Here is a 16,033-nt window from a genome sequence, read left to right as displayed (position 1 = left end):
TGCGGACCCGGGGACCGCATCCACGCGGCCTCGAGGGAGGAGTTGAACGATGTCGGAGATTCCGACCCTGTACGGCGGCCCGCCCACCCGCCGGGTCCGCACCCGCGACCTGCTCAACGCCAAGGTCCGCGGCGACCGCTGGCCGATGCTCACGTCCTACGACATGTACACCGCACAGATCTTCGACCAGTCCGGCGTACCGGTCCTGCTCGTCGGTGACTCGGCGGCCAACAACGTCTTCGGGTACGAAACCACCGTCCCGGTCACCATCGACGAGCTGTTGCCGCTGGTCCGCGCCGTCGTCCGGGCCACCAAGACCGCCCTGATCGTCGGCGACCTGCCGTTCGGCAGCTACGAGGAGGGCCCCACCCAGGCCCTGCGCACCGCCGTCCGGTTCATGAAGGAGGGCGGCTGCCACGCCGTCAAGCTCGAGGGCGGCCGCCGGATGGCCCCGCAGATCGAGGCGATCACCGGCGCCGGCATCCCGGTGATGGCGCACATCGGCTTCACCCCGCAACGCGAGCACGCCATCGGCGGCTACCGCGTCCAGGGCCGGGAGAACGAGGGCGCCGAGGTCCTCGCCGACGCCCGCGCGGTCACCGACGCGGGCGCCTTCGCCGTGGTCCTGGAGATGGTCCCCGGCGACGTCGCCAAGCAGGTCACCAAGGAACTCCCGATCCCCACGGTCGGCATCGGCGCCGGCCCCGACACCGACGCCCAGGTGCTGGTCTGGCAGGACATGGCCGGCCTCCGCACCGGCAAGGCGCCGCGCTTCGTCAAACGCTACGCCGACCTGGCCGGCGCCCTCACCGAGGCCACGCGACAATTCGCCGCCGAGGTCCGCGGCGGCGAGTTCCCGGCCGTGGAGCACACCTTCTAGATCAAACCCATTTCCGGTACGGGGTCCGCGCGCGTTTCCGGCCGCGGGCCCCGTCCTGTCACGCCCGCCTTCCCGGTCGCGGAACCCGTCCTGTCACGCGCGCTCGAAACGGATCGTGCGGGACGCCGGGTCGGCCGCGGTGAGCCGCACGTCGATCCGGCTGCCGAGCGGCAGATCACCCAGGCACTTGGCCCGGACCGCCGGATCGTCCAGCGCGATCGTGCCACCGGCCGGGCGCTTGCCGGACGGCTCGTCCCGGTCCAGCACCGCAGCCTCGAAGACCTCGCCGACCCGCCCCTCCAGCAGAACCGCCTCGGCCAGATCGATCGCGCCCCGGTCGGCCGCCGAGGCGACCCGGTCCGTGGACGACATCGCCTTCGGCAGCCGGGGCAGAGCCTCCATCGCCCAGTCCGGGACAGTCCTTCCGGCGTACAGCGCGAGACAGATCTCCGTGGCATACCGATCCGCGAGCCGCCGCAACGGCGCCGTGACATGCGCATACGGCGCGCCCACCCCGCCGTGCCCGGTCTCCGCGGGCACACCCGCTCCTCCCTGGCCACCCCGCGACCCACCGTCCCCGGCTTCGGGGCGCGCGCCGGCTCCGCTGCCGGGCGCCGACGGCGTGTCAGCTCCGAAGGCGGTGTAGGCGGCGCCGCGCAGCAGGTCGGCGGCCTGGTCCAGGAAGGCGGCCCCGCGCGGGCCGGACGGGTCCACCGACGCGACCACCTCACCCACCGAGGCGCCGGCCGGCCACGTCACGCCGAGCGGCCCGGCGGCGGCCCGCAACGTCCGCACGGCCTCCGGTTTCGGCGCCGGCATGGTACGCAGCAGCCCGATCCCGCCGGCCAGCATGATCCGGGCCGCGGCCATACCGGTGAGCAGCGAGATCTGCGCGTTGTGCTCCTCGACCGGCAGCGGCGCCCGCAGCACCAGCCGCCAGCCGTCGCCGTCCCGCTCCACCTCCTGCGAGGGCAGCGGCAGATTCACCGCACCCCGCTCAGCGGCCCGCCGGGCCAGCAGGGTGCCGATCTCCGGCAGCAACGCCAGCGGCTCGGGCACGGTGCCCGCGCCGATCTGCCGCTGCACCGTCACATAGTCCAGTTTGGCGCGGCTGCGAACCCGGGCCCGCTCCACCTCGACCGCGACCGTCTCCCCGTCACCGTCCAGGTCGATCGTCCAGACCACGGCCGCCCGCTCCCCCTCCGGCAGCAGGCTCACCGCGCCCTCGCTGAGCACCGGCGGATGCAGCGGAATCCGCCCGTCCGGCAGATAGACGGTCTGCCCCCGAGCCCAGCTCTCCGCCTCCAGCACCCCACCGGACCGCACATACGCCGCCACATCGGCGATCGCATACCGCACCCGATAGCCGCCCCCGGCCCGCCGGCTCAGATGAACCGCCTGATCAAGATCCAGGGAGGAGGCCGGATCAAGAGTCACGAACTCCACCCCGGTCCGATCCACCCCCGGCAGCGGTGTGACCCGCGCGCTCTCCTCAGCCTCGGACAGCACAGCCGCCGGGAACCCGCCCGGCAACCCCAGCTCCCGCCGCAGCCCCGAGAAGTCGATCTGCGGAGCCACCACCACTTTGATCGGCACGCGACATTCCTATCAGGCCGGCGATCCTCAAGCCCGGCTCCACCGCTCCCCCGCGACGAAGCCCCGCCAAGCCCATACCCCCGCCCTGCCCATCCCACGCCGGAGATCCCTGGATCCGCCCACCCCACGACAGCCCACCCCACCCCGGCGCAGCCGTCTGTCCCCCGGCAGCGGACCGACCAGGGCGCGGACACAAGGGAAGGGTTCAACTACCCGCCCATGAATGAACGGCCGAGGTTCCCGCCTTATGGATTGCTGAAATGACGCGGGTCACGCCGATCGGCGTGACCCGCGTTTCGCTCACCGGCGGCGGGTGCCCGCTCGCGAGGCTGTCGCCGGTACGGCCTTGGCCGTGTTGCGAGCACTCCGGCCGCCACCTGGGGCGCCGTCCGCCACCGAGTTGGCCCCGGAAGTACGGGACATCCGCGTCGCCTTGGCCGCGTTCCCGGTAGCTCGACCCGCTCCGGTCGTACCCGCTTCGTTGATCCTCTTGGCAGCCTTCGTAGTCGTGGCCTTCGCACCGGCGGAGCGACCCGCCGTCACCGCTCCCCCGGCCGAAGCCGCCCCTGCCCGGGTGGAGGATCCTCCCGCTGTCTTCCCGGCGGCGGCCCGGGTACCGGCTGTCCGAGCCGTCCCCACTCCGCCCGCCGACACCTTCGCGGCCGCGGTCCTGGCCGCCGCCGACCTCCCGGAACCAGCTGTGCCACCGGCTTTGCCCGCCGTGGCCTTCACCGCGGTAGCTTTGGCCGCCCTGCCCGCCGTAGCCTTCACCCCGGTTGCCTTGGCCGCCCTGCCCGCCGTGGCCTTCACCCCGGTTGCCTTGGCCGCCCTGCCCGCCGTCGTCTTGGCGGCGGCCTTGGTAGCCGACGCCTTGGTGCCCGTAGACCCAGCCGCCCTGCCCGCAGCGGCTTTGGTCGCAGTCGTTTTGGCCGCCGTCGACTTGGCGGCCGCTGATTTAGCTGCCGTCGACTTGACCGCCGTTGACTTGACTGCCGTCGACTTGACCGCCGTCGACTTGACCGCCGTCGACTTGACCGCTGTTGACTTGACTGCCCTCGGCTTGACCGCTGTTGACTTGACTGCCCTCGGCTTGACCGCTGTTGACTTGACCGCCGTCGACTTGACTGCCCTCGGCTTGACCGCTGTTGACTTGACCGCCGTCGACTTGACCGCTGTTGACTTGACTGCCGTCGACTTGGCCGGAGCGGCCTTCGCCCCAGTTGCCCTCGTCCCGCTGGCCTTAGTTCCTGCCGCCGTCCTGGTGCCCGCTGCCTTGGACCCGCTGGCTTTCGCTCCAGCGGTCCTGGTCACGGCCTGTTTCGTCCCAATGGCCTTCGCCACAGTGGCTTTAGCACCAGCTTTCACCGCTGTGGCCTTAGCACCGGCGGCCCTGGCCGTAGTGGCCTTCGCAGCAGCCTTCGCCGCAGGGGCCTTCGCAGCAGCCTTCGCCGCGGTCGCCCTGGCGCCAACCGCCTTCACCGCGGTGGCCTTCGCAGCAGCCTTGGGCGCTGGGGCCTTCGCACCGGCCTTCGCCGCGGTGGCCTTTGCTGCAGTGGCCTTCGTACCTCCGGCCTTGGCTCCGGTAGCTTTGGCGCCTGCGGTCTTGGCCGCTGTGGATTTCGTGGCGGCCGACTTCGCCACTGTGGATTTCTTGGCCGCGGTCTTCGCTGCGGTCGCCTTGGCCGGTGCCGTCTTGGCGGGGGTGGCCTTGACGGCTGCGGCCTTCTTCGTGGCCTTGGCAGCCTTTGCCGCAGTCGCCTCGAAGGCCGCTCCGCCCCTGGCCGGAGTGGCCTTCGCCGCGCCGACCTTCTTGGCCGTCGCTGTCCCCGCAGCCTTGGCACCGGTCGTCTTGGCTGTTCCAACCGCCTTCTTACCGACGGACTTGGCCGCCGTCTTGGCGACAGTCTTCTTCGGGGCGGCTGCCGTCGCGGCGCCGGTCCTCGTCATCCCGGCCTCGGCCGCACCCGCTGCTCGCGAAGTGCCGGCACTCGCCTTCTTCCCAGCGACCGGCTTGGCTCCGGTCGCCTTCCCCATCACCGTCGCACCCGCGGTCTTGGCAGCGGTCGCCTTGCCGACGGCAGCGCCTTTGGCGGGACTGCTCTTGCCTGTCGTCTTAGCGGCTGTCGTCTTAGCGGCTGCCGTCTTAGCGGCTGCCGTCTTAGCGGCTGCCGTCTTAGCGGCTGCCGTCTTAGCGACTGCCGTCCTGGCCCCAGCCGCCTTACGTTCAGCCGGCTTGGCCGCAGCCGACTTGGCGCCTGCCCCGGTTGGCGGCTCGCTGACCGGGCGGTCCGTCACCTCAGCGAGTTCGGAGGCGGCGCCCGCCGCCGGGGTGAGTGCGTCGTCGTCCCGGTCCTGAAACTCGTCATCGGCCCGGTGAGCGGGGACATGCTCTCGAACGTCCGCGCCGGAGAGCCGGGCGAGTCTGGAGACCCAGCCGGCCCCGATCGGATCGGTGGGTCCGGCGAAGCCGCTGCCCGCGGCACCCCCGGCCGCATCGTCGGAGTCGTCCTCGTTGCCGAATCCGTTTCGTGCGGAGCCGACCTCGCTGCCGGGTTCGATGCCCGGTCCGGTTCGCCCGGAGCCGACCTCGCTGCCGGATTCGGTGCCAGGTCCGGTTCGCCCGGAGCTGATCTCGCTGCCGGGTTCGGTGCCAGGTCCGGTTCGTGTAGAGCTGGGTTCGGTTCGGCCCGGTCTGGTCTGGGTGCCGAGTGCCTCCAGGTCGGGGCGGTCGGCGCCCCACTGGTCGGAGTCCCGTGCGGGCTGGGCGGGGCCGGTGTCCGGCCGGAACCAGTTGCCGACGAACGGCACCTCATCGACCGGCAGGTCGCCTTGGCCACGTGCCGGGTCCTCCGGGTATTCCCCGTCCCGGTCGTCGCCCTTCCCCGTGGAAACGGTCACCTGGTTCTTCGGGAAGTTGCCCAGGGCGGCGGCGACCCGCCGCGTACCCGTCGGACGGCCCCGTCCACCACTGTCGCCCGCCGCGCGGATCGGAACCGTCACCCCGGCCGCACGCTGCGCGGCCGCCGTAGCGGAGCCCGCCCGCGGGGAAACCGTCGCACGGCCCGCAGCCTCTTCGCCGGATCCCCGGCCACCGGCAACGGCTTTCACTTCACCGGCCCCCGACGTCTTCCCTGAGCCGGCTCCCTTGGCCGCAACCACTTTCCTCGCGCCGGCGCCCTTGTCCGCCTTCGCCGCGTCGGCAAGTTTGACCGCGACCGTCTTCGCCACGCCGACGCCCTCAACTCCGGGCGTCTTCCCCACGCCGGGAATCTTGGCCACCACCGTCTTGCCCCCGCCGGCGTTCTTCGTCGCACGCGCCTTGGCCGTGCCAGTGTTCCGGGCGCCGGACGCCGCGCTCTTCGCCCCCGGCGTCTTTCCCGCCGCGGCGGCCGGCTGAGCGTCTGAGGTCTTGATCGTGGCGCGAGCCGTAACCACCGGCCCCGACGCGGTCTTGATCGCCGCGACCGCCCGACCGGACTCCTTGCCCACGGCAGCCGCGGTCCCGGCCGGGCTCTTCGCCGCCCGGGCAGAACCCGCGGCCGCGGCGGACCCGGGTGCCGTCGTGGATCGGGTGGTGCCGGTGGCTGTGCGATTGCCCGTACCGGATGGGGGTTTGGGGTTTGAGGCCTTTTTTTTGGCAGCGGGCATCGAGGTGTTCCTCCTTGCGGAATGACTGCAGCCGCGCGGTACGGCGCTTGACGTCAGCTGGTTTCCCCTGTCCAGCGGGCGTCCTCGGCATCCCACTCGGCATTGCGCTTCTCGACCGTCTCGAGTGCCCGCGTCGCTTCGTCAGCCGTGGCGTAGGGACCGAGCCGGTATTGAGCGGGGCACACGTCGTCGCCGCTCTCCACCCGGTGGTCGCGGAGGCACCAGAAGTAGCCTGATCCGCCCAGCCCACTGTTCATTCCATCACTGTGCCGCTTAAACCGGCCAAGCGCTACCGATTCGGGCAAAATGTCCCGGATTTCCATTGTGGAAGAAAGACCGCCCCGGCCGAGGGTTCGGCCGGGGCGGTGTGGTTCGAGAAAGCGGGTCGTCAGCGAAGCTCGGCGGCGACCAGCTCGGCGATCTGGACGGCGTTGAGCGCGGCGCCCTTGCGCAGGTTGTCGTTGGAGATGAAGAACGACAGCCCGTTCTCCGCGGTGGGGTCGACCCGGAAACGGCCCACGTAGGACGGATCGCGACCGGCCGCCTGGAGCGGGGTGGGTACGTCGGACAGCTCGACTCCGGCCGCGGTGGCCAGGATCTCCCGGGCGCGGGCGACGCCGAGCGGCCGCGCGAACCGGGCGTTCACCTGGATGGAGTGCCCGGTGAAGACGGGTACGCGCACGCAGGTGCCGGAGACCAGCAGCTCGGGCAGGTCGAGGATCTTGCGGCTCTCGTTGCGGAGCTTCTGCTCCTCGTCGGTCTCGAAGCTGCCGTCGTCGACGAACGAGCCGGCCTGCGGGATCACGTTGAACGCGATCGGCTTCGGGAAGACCTTGGACTCGGGGAACTCGACCGCCGAGCCGTCGTGGGTGAGCTCGGTGGCCCGGTCGGCGACCTTCTTGATCTGCTCGTCGAGCTCGGCCACACCGGCGAGGCCGGCGCCGCCGACCGCCTGGTACGTGGTGGCGATGAAGGACACCAGCCCGGCTTCGTCGTGCAGCGGCCGCAGCACCGGCATGGCCGCCATGGTGGTGCAGTTGGGGTTGGCGATGATGCCCTTCGGGCGGACGCGGGCGGCATCCGGGTTGACCTCGGCGACGACGAGCGGGACGTCCGGATCCATCCGGTACGCCGACGAGTTGTCGACGATGACCGCGCCGGCCTCGGCGAAGCGCGGCGCGAACTCCTTCGAGCCGCCCTTGCCTGCGGAGAAGAGCACGATGTCGAGGCCGGAATAGTCGGCCGTGGCGGTGTCCTCGACGGTCACCTCGCCGTCGCCCCACGGAATCGTGCGGCCCGCGCTGCGCGCGGAGGCGAAAAGCCGGAGCTGGGTCAAAGGGAACTGGCGCTCGGCCAGGATGCGGCGCATGACGCCACCGACCTGCCCCGTCGCACCGACGATACCGATCCTCATGGCCACCAAAATACGTTCTGAACTGCTGATCTTAAAATCCCATTGCTCAATATATGGGATGACTGTCCCACATTATCGGACGACAGGCCTAGCGTGAGGTCCATGGCGACCTACACCCATGGACACCACGAGTCGGTCTTGCGCTCGCACCGCTGGCGCACCGCAGAGAATTCGGCGGCGTACCTGCTGCCGCATCTTTCCTCCGGAATTTCCCTGTTGGACGTCGGATGCGGCCCGGGCACCATCTCGGCCGAGCTGGCGGAGCTGGTGGCGCCCGGCCGGGTGACCGCCCTCGAACAGACCGGCGAGGCGCTGGGCCTGGCCCGCGCCGAGATCGCGCGGCGCGGTCTGGCTAACGTCGACTTCGCCGTCGGCGACGTGCACGCCCTGGACTTCCCGGACGACAGCTTCGACGTGGTGCACGCCCACCAGGTGCTCCAGCACGTGGCCGACCCGGTTCAGGCGCTGCGTGAGATGCGCCGGGTGACCAGGCCGGGTGGCGTGGTCGCGGCCCGGGACAGCGACTACGCGGCCTTCACCTGGTTCCCGCTGGTGCCCGAGCTGGACGAGTGGCTGGACCTCTATCAGCGGGTGGCCCGCGGCAACGGCGGCGAGCCGGACGCCGGGCGGCGGCTGCTGTCCTGGGCGCGGGCGGCCGGGTTCACCGACGTCACGGCGACAGCGAGCGTGTGGTGCTTCGCCGACGACGAGGACCGGCAGTGGTGGGGCGGCATGTGGGAGGAGCGGGTGCTGAAGTCGGAGATGGCCGCCACGGCGCTGCGCACCGGGGCGGCCACCGAGGCCGATCTGGAACGGATCTCCGCCGGCTGGCGGCAGTGGGCCGGCGATCCGGACGGGTGGCTGATCATCCCGCACGGCGAGATCATCTGTCGCGCCTGAAAACCGCGCCTGAGATCAGGTACGGGGACGGTACGCCCAGTGCCACGACTCCCGTGCCACGTTCTCCACGAAGCCGTAGTTGCCGGCGTTCTTCCGCATCCAGGAGAGCGCCTTGGCGTTGAGGTCCAGGTCGGTGGCCATGCCCCAGCCGTGTTCGCTGGTGCCGGGCTTGGCCGCCAGACCACCCTGCGAGTAGAGGCCCTTACGCTGGGCCAGGTCGACCTGCTCGGCGTAGGGGCGGTAGGAGTCGGTGATGCCGATCTCCACACCGTCCCGGCGGGCGTCCTCGATCATGCCGTTCAGCGCCTCGGCCGCCGGGGCCCAGAGCTTGTGCCCGGTGTTGCCGACCCGGCCCAGGGCGGTCTCCGGGATCTGGCCGTTCCCGTACGCGGCAAGATCTTCCGGAATGCCCTTGCTGTTGAGTTTGTAGGCCTGGCCGGTCGGTGCGGTGGACGCCATCGCGCCCTGGAGGTGGCTGGCGAAGGTGCCCTGGGCGGACGTGGCCCTCGCCGACGTGGTCGCCGTCTGCTGAGTCTGCAAGGCGATGATCCGGCTCTGGATCTCCGCGATGCGCGAGTTCAATCCCTCGATTCCCACGTTCCCTGGTTCGGCGGGCCCGGGGAAAACTGAGGGAAAACCTCAGGACGCCGGGGCCAGATCGATCGTGTGCTGGGTGTGCGTCACCTTCGCCTGGAGGTAGCGGACGTTCACCGGGGAGGCGTGCACCCCGGTACGCCGGACCGCCCGCACCTCGACACCGAGTTCCCGCAGTTGGCGGGACTTGTCCGGGTTGTTGGTGAGCAGGTCGACGGCGGGCGCGCCGAGTGCCTGGAGCATCTGCGCGGCGGCGGTGTAGTCCCGCTCGTCGTCGCCGTGGCCGAGTGCCCGGTTCGCCTCGTACGTGTCCATCCCGAGGTCTTGGAGGGCGTACGCGTCGAGTTTCGCGTACAGCCCGATGCCGCGGCCCTCCTGGCGCAGGTAGAGCAGGTAGCCGCCGGTCTCGGCGATCTGTTCCACGGCCTCCCGCAGCTGTGGGCCGCAGTCGCAGCGCTGCGAGCCGAAAACGTCCCCGGTCATGCACTCGGAGTGCATGCGGACGAGCGGCACCCCGGACTCCGCGATGTCGCCGAGGGCGAGCGCGAGGTGCTCCTTCCCGTCGGCTAGACCGGTGAAGGTGATCACCTCGGCGGTGGTGCGGTACCCGTCGGGGAACTCCAGCGGAACGGTGACGCGCGTACGAACCGGCATGCCCTCTCCCTGTGCACTTGACACTTCAAGTACGGATCGACCGTACGCGCCGGTTCATGAGGTGACCATGCTTGCCTGTGGGTCGCGGATCACAGGGCCGATCAGGTGGCCAGATCGGCCGGATCGGTGTTGGCCCCGCAGAGCAGCACCACCACGCGCTCGCCCGGTTCCGGCTGATATGCCTTGGTGAGCAGGGCGGCGTACGCGGCGGCGGTGCCGTGCTCGACCACGATCCGGTAGTCGTCCCACAGTCTCCGGCGGGCGTCGATGATGGCGTCGTCCCCGACCAGCACGGAGGTCGCGTCACGTGCCAGGGCGAACCCGACATCCCCGATTCGCCGGGCGCCCAGCGAGTCCGCCGCCACGCCCGAGACCGGCACGTCCACCGGGTGGCCGGCCTGCTGCGCGGCGTGGAAGGCACACGAGGTGACCGGCTCCACCCCGACGATCCGGATATCTCGCGAAAGAGCGGCACGAAGCCCGCCGATCAGGCCACCGCCGCCCACCGCCACCAGCACGGTGTCGAACCCGTCCGGCACCTGCGACAGCAGCTCCAACGCGATGGTTCCGTTCCCGGCCACCATCTCCGGACCGTCATAGGCGTGGCAGAACAGGGCGCCGGTCTCCCCGGCACGGATCGTCGCCGCGGCGTACGCCTCCGCGTACTCCCCGCCCTCCTGGACCACCCGCGCGCCCAGCTTGCCGAGCTTCGCCACCTTGACCGCCGGGGCGGTGACCGGCACGAACACCTCGGCCGCGACGCCGAGCTCGCGGGCCGCCCAGGCGGCGGCGAGGCCCGCGTTGCCGCCGGAGGCCGCGACGATCCCGGCCGCCGGCGGATCGACGATCCGGTTGAACATGCCCCGGGTCTTGAACGACCCGGCGTGCTGGAGGAACTCCAGCTTGAACCAGAGGTCCGGCCCGGCCGCGAGCACCGGGGTGCGCCGGACCCGGCCCTCGACGCGTTTCGCCGCGGCCCGCACGTCAGACAGATCGATCACGAGGAAAGCCTAGGCGACGCTCCACGTCACCCGGCTGGACGGAACCGGTAAACGGTCGCCCACCAGCCTCGCCAGATCCAGCAACCGGTTGGAGAAGCCCCACTCGTTGTCGAACCAGCCGCGCACCTTCACCCCGCCGTCCGCGGTGGTCTGCGTGCCGGAGGGATCGAACAGGCAGGACGCCGGATTGTTCTTCACGTCGATCGACACGGTCGGGTCCGGGTCGTACGCCAGGATGCCGCGCAGCGGCCCGGCCGCCGCCTCGGCCATCGCCCGGTTGACCTCGTCGGCGGTCACCGGCCGGTCGGTCTGCCCGGACAGCTCGGCGAGCGACCCGATCGGAGTGGGTACGCAGTAGTAGCTGTACCGCATCTCGCCGATCTCCGGCAGCGCCACCCGGACCAGGTCACCGACCACATAGTTGTGCGGGATGATGCTCTCGCCGGCGGCCCGGCCCAGCCGCGGATCCTCCCGGGACGTGCCGACCAGCGAGTCCTGCACCCGCTGCCAGCTCTGGGCGGCCAGCATCACCGACGTGTTCACCGACCGCAGCCCGAACCGGTCGAGCAGCACCTTCGCCATCACGGTGAGCGCGTTCACCCCGCACGAGGCCGGGGAGACGACGTCGTGCAGTGCCGGGTCGTAGCTCTTGTGGTTCGCGCCGACCACCAGGAACGCGTCCGGGTCGTCGGCGGAGGCGCTGATCACCACCTTGCGGGCGCCACCGTGGGTGATGTGAAAACGGGCCGCCGAACCGGCGCGGAACCGGCCGGTGGCCTCGATGACCACGTCGACGCCCTCCTCCGCCCAGGGAATCCGCTCGGGACGCTCGTGGTGGAATGCCCGAATGGCGTGGTCGTTCACCACGAGGTAGTCCCCGCTCGCGGTCACCGTCCCCGGAAAGGCGCCGCGGACACTGTCCCGGCGCAGCCCGTAGGCCAGTTTGTCGGTCGACGCGACGTCGTTGACCGCGGCGATCTGCACGCCCGGGTTCGAGGCGGAAGCCACGATCCGGGTGACACTTCGGCCGATCCGCCCGAGCCCATTGATCCCGATCGCGACAGTCATCGAGCGCTCCTCGATTTCGGATGCTTTGCCAGGATTTCCCCCGTGACCAGGCTCACCTGTTTCCCCCAGGATCCACCCGCAGTCACGGCTTCGACACTATGAGTTGTGCAAGTTGCACGTCAACGGACGACATTCTCACACCCCTCCAACGATCGACGTCGAACCACGGCCAGCACTGTGGACCCCGGTCCGGCATTCTGGGGGCGTGCCCGTATTCGTCTCCCACGCCGTCGCCGACGAACCCTGGGCACAGTGGATCGCTCTGGAACTGCGCGCCGCCGGCCACGACGTCCACCTCGACCCGGCCGGCCCCGGCTTCGTGCGCCGCCTCGCCGGCGGCCTCGGCGGCACCGACCCGGTACTCCTGCTGATCTCCGCCGAACACCGGGCCACCACCGCCGACTGGGCCACCCTGCTGCGGGCGCCGGCGATCGTCGGCCGGCTGATCGTTCTGCGACTCGACGCCGCCGAACTCCCTCGCGCGCTACGCGCCCTCCCCTGCCGCAGCCTGCACGGCCTCGACGAGGAGGACGCTCTGGAGCTGCTGCTCAACCTGGCCGGCGGCATCCGCCGCCATCAGTTCCCGCGCGCCGCCGGCTGGTGATTTCCGGTCACCCTCTTTCCAACCCCCATTTTGTACGGCCGAAGCACCCATCCCGCGCGATCCTGGACGCCTCTCCACCGCCCCCGGTCGACGAAGGCCCCCGGTCCAGGCGTTGGCTGTGACCGACGGTCAGCCGGTGACGGCACGGTAGAGCAGAATGAGGCCCACCGTCGTACCGAACGTGACGATGACGTATTTCAGCACCCGCTGCGGCAGACGCCGTGCGAGCCGCGCCCCAACGTAACCCCCGACGATCGCGGCCGGCGCCAGAATCGCCACCGCACCCCAGTCCACGTCCGCGAACGCGGCGAACACCACCAGCGTCACGAACCCGACCGTCGCCGACAACACGTTCTTCAGCGCGTTGATCCGCTTCAGCGACTCGTCGAGGATCAGCGCCAGCACCGCCACATACATCACCCCGAGCGCGGCGCCGAAATACCCACCGTAGACAGCACCGGCGAACACCACGGTCGGTAAGGTGACCGCGGCCCGCCGCGGTGACATCGCCCGCGGATGCCCGACCAGCCCGCGCAGCCGCTCCTGGAACGCCAGCGTCGCCGCCGCCCCCAGCACCAGGAACGGCACCACGATCTCGAACGCCCGCGCCGGCGTGAGCAGCAGCAGCGCACACCCGGCGGCCGATCCGAGGACCGCGGCCGGCAGCGCGGCCCGCACCCGCCGCCCCTGTCCGGCCAGGTCGGCCCGGCTGCCCACGACGCTCGACACGTACCCCGGAAAGACCGAGACCGAGTTGGTGACATTCGCGTCCACCGTCGGCAGCCCGGTCGCGATCAGGCTCGGAAAGGTGATCAGCGACCCACCACCGGCGATCGCGTTCACCGCCCCGGCCGCGACGCCGGCCGCGGCGAGAAGCAAAATGTGCGTGAAATCCATGGTGGGAGTGAATCTACGTGCTTCCCACCCACCCGGCCCGGTGATCTTGCACCGCGGACACCCCGATCCGCCGGCACCCGGCCCGATGCTCTTGATCCGGACGCCCCGATCCGCCGGCGCCCCGGCCCGATGCTCTTGATCCGCGGACGCCCCGATCCGGCCGTGACCGGACCGGGACGTAAGATTGCGGCGCGACGGACGAGTCGGCTGGGCGGCCGCGTCGGCGCCCGCAGGGGCGTCGCCGAGGAACGTCCGGACTCCGCAGAGCAGGGTGGTTGTTAACGGCAACCCGGGGCGACCCGCGGGAAAGTGCCACAGAAAACAGACCGCCCTCCCTTCGGGGAGGGTAAGGGTGAAACGGTGAGGTAAGAGCTCACCAGCACCCCGGGTGACCGGGGTGGCTCGGTAAACCCCACCCGGAGCAAGGCCAAGCAAGGCCACTGCCGCAAGGCGGTGGCCGGCGCAGGCGTTCGAGGGCTGCTCGCCCGAGCCTGCGGGTAGGCTGCTCGAGCCTGCCGGCAACGGCAGGCCTAGATGGATGGCCGCCACCGGCGACCCCAGGGTCACCGGCCACAGAATCCGGCGTACAGGCCGACTCGTCCGCCGCCCTCAAGGTCCCTCCGGGGTGGCGCGCCCGGCCGCCGGCCGGGCCGCCGACAACATGCGCCCGGAAGACGAGTGCGACGACGCCGCGCGTCATGTTCTTGTACACGCCAGTGAGCTGATCGGGCTGTTGGTCGACATCGGGCGACGCGGGTCGCCGTCAAACGCCCCAGAGACGCCCCGGCACTCCCCTACCCGAGGGGTCATCCGGTGACCCCGGACCAACCCAGAACCTTCACTTCCTGTGACTGAATGGCGTTTCCGTCATCCTGGGAGCCATCCCGTCCGGTGAGGACGCCCCTACTTTGAGCCCAGGAATTTCAGTTCAGACCTCAACCGATCTGCGCCGAACCGACGCCGAGGCCGCCGCCTTGCCGAATATCGAAGGCGCGGCCTGATGTGACCGCGACGTCAGCTCGCGGCCGCATCGGTTGCCGCTCCGCCCCGGATTTCGAGGACCAGAACCGTCACGTTGTCCGGAGCGCCTCGATCGAGCGCGCTGGCGATGAGTGCCTCGGTGACCTGGTCGGGTGATCCCGCGGACCCGAGCACCTTCTGTATCACCGGCTCCGGGACGTAGGAGCTCAACCCATCGGTGCAGAGCAGGATGCGGTCGCCCGGGCTGAGTCTCACCGCGGTCAGGTCTGGTGATCGGCCGTCCTTTCTGCCGTCGAGGAATCGGGCCAGCTTGCCCGGTAGCTCGGGGAAGGTGTCGGCGGCGGCAACCAGATGCTGGTAGGTGTGGTCCTCGGTGATCCGGAGCAGCGAAGCATCACCGCCTGACCGAAAGGCACGCATGAGGTAGGCCCGGGAGTCCCCGACGTTGGCGACCACGGCTGCCGTCCCGGATCGGAGCAGCGCGACCATCGTCGTGCCCATGCCGGCGGCGTCCGGCTGTTCCCGCACCTTCCGGCGCAACGCCCGGTCGGCGGAGGCGACGGCCGTACCGAGTGTGTCCGCGAGGTCAGCCGGATCCACTTCCCGGTCGTAGGGCTTCAGCGCCTCGATCGCCGTACCGCTGGCAAGGTCGCCGGCGACGTGCCCACCCAGCCCGTCCGCCACCGCGACGAGGAAGTCACCCAGGTAGTGGCTGTCCTCGTTGCGGCGGCGGACCAGCCCGACGTGCGTTCCGGCGGCGGCCGTGATCTGGAGCGGCGACGTCATACCGGGTCGGCCCACGGCTGTTGTGCGCCCGGATCCCGGTGCAGGACGTGAACCGTCTCGACGCGATCACTCGCGACCACGAATTCGGTCACCTCGACCGGTTTGCCGTCGCTCCCCGAACTGCCGACTCGGACGATCTCCAGCACTGGCAGGCTGGCCGGGATGCCGAGCACATCCGCTTCCTCCTTGCTGGGCACCCGGGCGCGGTGGATCTCCATCCAGCTGATCGGCCAGTGGCCCGCCCGCTCGATGCGGTACAGCCACTCGCCTGCCGCCGGATCCGCGTCCACGTCGGCGACGATGTCGGCTACCCGCGGATGGATCCACGAGATGTTGATCTGGAACGGCGCCTCGGAGGCGGGCCCGGTCACCCGGAAACGGCGCAGCACCTGAGCGCCCGGTTCGACGCCGAGCAGTTTCGCGATCCGCGGATCGTCCAGCCGAGCGGGCGCGTTGATCGCCGCACCGTGCCGAACCCACACTTCCTGCCCGCTCGCTGACGGAAACGAGTATCCGGTGGCGTGCTCATTGCGCTTGACCAGATCACCGCGCGGTCGGCGCGGGCGCATCGTGCCGTAGCGAACGGCGATGCCCCGGCCTTGAACGGCCCACACATAACCTTCGGCTTCGAGCACCGCGATCGCTCGCGCCACGGTGTCCCGGTTGGCGCCGTACTCGGCGGCGAAATCATCGAGGCGGGGCAGCCGCGCACCCGGCTCCCACTCGCCGGCCTCGATCCGCGTACGGATCTTTCCGGCGATGTCCAGGTAACGCGAATGCACGGGCACTCAGCACCCACCTTCCGTGATTGTCCCAAGACAATCCTTGACACGCCTCATGATTATCCCCAGACTATCGACAGCCAACTATCCCAAGACAATGTCGCAAACGGTGCCGCAATCGATCAAGCCCTAGGGGTCAAGGATGCTTGCGATGACAATCGGCTTCCTCATCGGCCTCGGGACCGGCCTGGCCTTCCACAAGGCGCGACTCCGGTACGGCATCTGCGG

General features: G+C 70.4%; 14 protein-coding genes and 1 other RNA gene. 5 read left to right on the top strand and 10 right to left on the bottom strand.

What is annotated here, in order from left to right; all coding sequences use genetic code 11:
* The first annotated feature begins 49 nt into the window (after nt 1–49).
* Nucleotides 50–880, top strand: a complete 831-nt coding sequence (gene panB / locus BJ964_RS17345) for a 3-methyl-2-oxobutanoate hydroxymethyltransferase (RefSeq protein WP_188121627.1) — start codon at nt 50–52, stop codon at nt 878–880.
* Nucleotides 881–973: 93 nt separating this feature from the next.
* On the opposite strand, the gene BJ964_RS17340 is transcribed toward panB, so the two are convergent.
* Nucleotides 974–2,476, bottom strand: a complete 1,503-nt coding sequence (locus BJ964_RS17340; RefSeq protein WP_188121626.1) for an RNB domain-containing ribonuclease — start codon at nt 2,474–2,476, stop codon at nt 974–976.
* Nucleotides 2,477–3,790: 1,314 nt separating this feature from the next.
* Between BJ964_RS17340 and BJ964_RS49525 the strand changes: the two genes are divergently transcribed.
* Nucleotides 3,791–5,611, top strand: a complete 1,821-nt coding sequence (locus BJ964_RS49525; protein WP_407650845.1) for a pentapeptide repeat-containing protein — start codon at nt 3,791–3,793, stop codon at nt 5,609–5,611.
* A 566-nt stretch (nt 5,612–6,177) separates the two neighbouring features.
* On the opposite strand, the gene BJ964_RS17330 is transcribed toward BJ964_RS49525, so the two are convergent.
* Entirely contained in the window at nt 6,178–6,381 is a 204-nt protein-coding gene (locus BJ964_RS17330) for a hypothetical protein (protein WP_188121625.1), read from the bottom strand.
* Between the two features lie 131 nt (nt 6,382–6,512).
* Nucleotides 6,513–7,538, bottom strand: a complete 1,026-nt coding sequence (locus BJ964_RS17325) for an aspartate-semialdehyde dehydrogenase (protein ID WP_188121624.1) — start codon at nt 7,536–7,538, stop codon at nt 6,513–6,515.
* A 102-nt stretch (nt 7,539–7,640) separates the two neighbouring features.
* Between BJ964_RS17325 and BJ964_RS17320 the strand changes: the two genes are divergently transcribed.
* Nucleotides 7,641–8,438 carry a class I SAM-dependent methyltransferase gene (locus BJ964_RS17320; RefSeq protein WP_188121623.1) on the top strand — a complete coding sequence of 266 codons (798 nt, stop codon included), beginning with the start codon at nt 7,641–7,643 and terminating at the stop codon, nt 8,436–8,438.
* A gap of 15 nt (nt 8,439–8,453) precedes the next feature.
* Here the strand turns inward: BJ964_RS17320 and BJ964_RS17315 are convergent, their stop codons facing one another.
* The 4 genes from BJ964_RS17315 to BJ964_RS17300 form a co-directional block, all read right to left on the bottom strand.
* Nucleotides 8,454–9,035 carry a M15 family metallopeptidase gene (locus BJ964_RS17315; RefSeq protein ID WP_188121622.1) on the bottom strand — a complete coding sequence of 194 codons (582 nt, stop codon included), beginning with the start codon at nt 9,033–9,035 and terminating at the stop codon, nt 8,454–8,456.
* A 42-nt stretch (nt 9,036–9,077) separates the two neighbouring features.
* On the bottom strand, nt 9,078–9,686 hold the full coding sequence (locus tag BJ964_RS17310) for a GTP cyclohydrolase II (RefSeq protein ID WP_188121621.1): 609 nt from the start codon (nt 9,684–9,686) through the stop codon (nt 9,078–9,080).
* Nucleotides 9,687–9,787: 101 nt separating this feature from the next.
* Nucleotides 9,788–10,687, bottom strand: a complete 900-nt coding sequence (locus BJ964_RS17305) for a serine/threonine dehydratase (protein ID WP_188121620.1) — start codon at nt 10,685–10,687, stop codon at nt 9,788–9,790.
* A gap of 9 nt (nt 10,688–10,696) precedes the next feature.
* Nucleotides 10,697–11,755, bottom strand: a complete 1,059-nt coding sequence (locus BJ964_RS17300; protein WP_188121619.1) for a type I glyceraldehyde-3-phosphate dehydrogenase — start codon at nt 11,753–11,755, stop codon at nt 10,697–10,699.
* A 205-nt stretch (nt 11,756–11,960) separates the two neighbouring features.
* Here BJ964_RS17300 and BJ964_RS17295 point away from each other — a divergent pair, with 205 nt between their 5' ends.
* The gene (locus BJ964_RS17295) at nt 11,961–12,359 is read left to right on the top strand and encodes a toll/interleukin-1 receptor domain-containing protein (protein ID WP_188121618.1); all 399 of its coding nucleotides are present in this window, start codon (nt 11,961–11,963) and stop codon (nt 12,357–12,359) included.
* Between the two features lie 129 nt (nt 12,360–12,488).
* On the opposite strand, the gene BJ964_RS17290 is transcribed toward BJ964_RS17295, so the two are convergent.
* Nucleotides 12,489–13,256, bottom strand: coding sequence for a sulfite exporter TauE/SafE family protein (locus BJ964_RS17290; RefSeq protein WP_183226106.1), 768 nt, complete (start codon nt 13,254–13,256; stop codon nt 12,489–12,491).
* A 199-nt stretch (nt 13,257–13,455) separates the two neighbouring features.
* Here BJ964_RS17290 and rnpB point away from each other — a divergent pair.
* Nucleotides 13,456–13,859: RNase P RNA component class A (gene rnpB / locus BJ964_RS17285), an RNA gene on the top strand.
* A 411-nt stretch (nt 13,860–14,270) separates the two neighbouring features.
* On the opposite strand, the gene BJ964_RS17280 is transcribed toward rnpB, so the two are convergent.
* Nucleotides 14,271–15,023 carry a PP2C family protein-serine/threonine phosphatase gene (locus BJ964_RS17280; RefSeq protein ID WP_188121617.1) on the bottom strand — a complete coding sequence of 251 codons (753 nt, stop codon included), beginning with the start codon at nt 15,021–15,023 and terminating at the stop codon, nt 14,271–14,273.
* Nucleotides 15,020–15,805, bottom strand: a complete 786-nt coding sequence (locus BJ964_RS17275; RefSeq protein WP_188126998.1) for a GntR family transcriptional regulator — start codon at nt 15,803–15,805, stop codon at nt 15,020–15,022. The genes BJ964_RS17280 and BJ964_RS17275 overlap by 4 nt, the downstream gene beginning before the upstream one ends.
* Nucleotides 15,806–16,033 lie beyond the last annotated feature (228 nt).

The sequence above is a fragment of the Actinoplanes lobatus genome, from assembly GCF_014205215.1.
GTDB classification, from domain to species: Bacteria; Actinomycetota; Actinomycetes; order Mycobacteriales; family Micromonosporaceae; genus Actinoplanes; species Actinoplanes lobatus.
This window is presented reverse-complemented; position numbering and strand designations above follow the sequence as displayed.